This window comes from Allomuricauda sp. F6463D, assembly GCF_023015965.1.
Lineage (GTDB): Bacteria > Bacteroidota > Bacteroidia > Flavobacteriales > Flavobacteriaceae > Flagellimonas.
In genome coordinates this window covers 1-1,431 of record NZ_JALKAN010000012.1, presented here as the reverse complement: position 1 = coordinate 1,431, position 1,431 = coordinate 1, and the positions used below count along the sequence as shown (strand labels likewise).

The window sequence follows — 1,431 nt, the reverse complement described above, 5'->3', positions numbered from 1 at the left end:
ATCAAAGACATCCTTACTGATATCGACTCCGAAAGTTTCTTTATATTTATTCATAAGAAATGATTTTATGAAAGAGCAGACTACCTTGGCCACAACAACTTGAAAACGAGATCTAAGGTCTCACAGAACTGAACGTGCTTATAGTAGTAAAAGAGAGGGGATTATCAATGTTGTCGAAGTCCGAAGCTTCACCGTATAAACTAACCTTAATTCTCTCTTTTGTTCTTTCTGATTTATACTATCAATTTAAAGAGAATCAAACTTAAGATGTATAAAAATAATAGCGGTTTTAGTGCTAAATCTAAAGTAGGTAAATATTAAAAAGGTCTGTGTTTAACCGAAAAGTTAGTGTGTAAAAAATCCGCTACTATTCTTATACTAGACCGTTGGGCACAATTAAAAAAAACAGATGGGAGAAAGATATACACCGACAGAAAGAATTGGAGTTAATCAAGTAGAATCCATCTTTTTGAAAAAATTTAAATGGATATTTAGAGAACAACCCATTATAGATATGGGAATTGATGCTCAAGTTGAATACATTGACGAAAATGGTCCAACTGGAAAATTAATCGGGTTACAAATTAAAACTGGATTAAGTCACTTTCACGAAAAGAAAGAATCTTTCACTTTTTATCTAAATGATACGCATTATAATTATTGGATAAATCACTCATTACCTGTCATTATTGTTGGTCATATTCCTGAATATGATATCACTATTTGGGAATTTATTGACAAAAAAAATGTTCAAAAGACAACAAAAGGATGGAAAATTGAAATTTCAAAAGAAAATCAACTTGACGGAGATTTAAGTGTTTTCCAAATTTCTGATATTATAAAATCCAAAACTGTTAATGCAAAAGTCAATAAACTTCAGTTTGACAAAGAGTTAATGAAACATATTAGAAATGGAGGTAAAATAAATATCTATACAGAAGAATGGCATAATAAAAGTTTAGGAAGAGGCCCTTTTGTAGTAATCTTGATTGACGAACAAGGAAATGAAAATTACGTTCGTGAATGGAGTTCTTTTTATACCTACAAACTTGAAGATTTGATTCAAAAATATTTCCCTTGGGCTGATTTCGGGATTGATTATGAGTTTTATGAAGAAAATTTTAGCGATTCTGTGTTCGAGATATATTCTCAAAGTTGGTTAGACACTCATAAAATTTATCCATATAAAGTTTTATCTGGAGAAGTTGGAGAATATAGAATCAACCTTGAATTAAATAATATTGGAAAATCCTTTTTGGAACTTGAAGATTATTTAGAATAAAAATAACTGTGCCCAACAAAGAACTGAGGTGAAAACCAACTCTTTTCTGAATTAAATTTGAGACATATTCATCCCTTGTTAATATCTGTAATTACAGATATTAACCGTTTCACCCATTCCTTTTTCGACTTATCCTTTAGCAAGAACAG

Annotated in this window: 1 protein-coding gene; it reads left to right on the top strand. The window is 30.3% G+C overall.

What is annotated here, in order from left to right; all coding sequences use genetic code 11:
* The first annotated feature begins 409 nt into the window (after window positions 1-409).
* On the top strand, window positions 410-1,282 hold the full coding sequence (locus MWU56_RS16430; RefSeq protein ID WP_247046500.1) for a DUF4365 domain-containing protein: 873 nt from the start codon (window positions 410-412) through the stop codon (window positions 1,280-1,282).
* Window positions 1,283-1,431: the final 149 nt, after the last annotated feature.

Bases quoted from the DNA above. Each gene is read 5' to 3' on its own strand.
- MWU56_RS16430 (WP_247046500.1), top strand. From the start codon at position 410: ATGGGAGAAAGATATACACCGACAGAAAGAATTGGAGTTAATCAAGTA.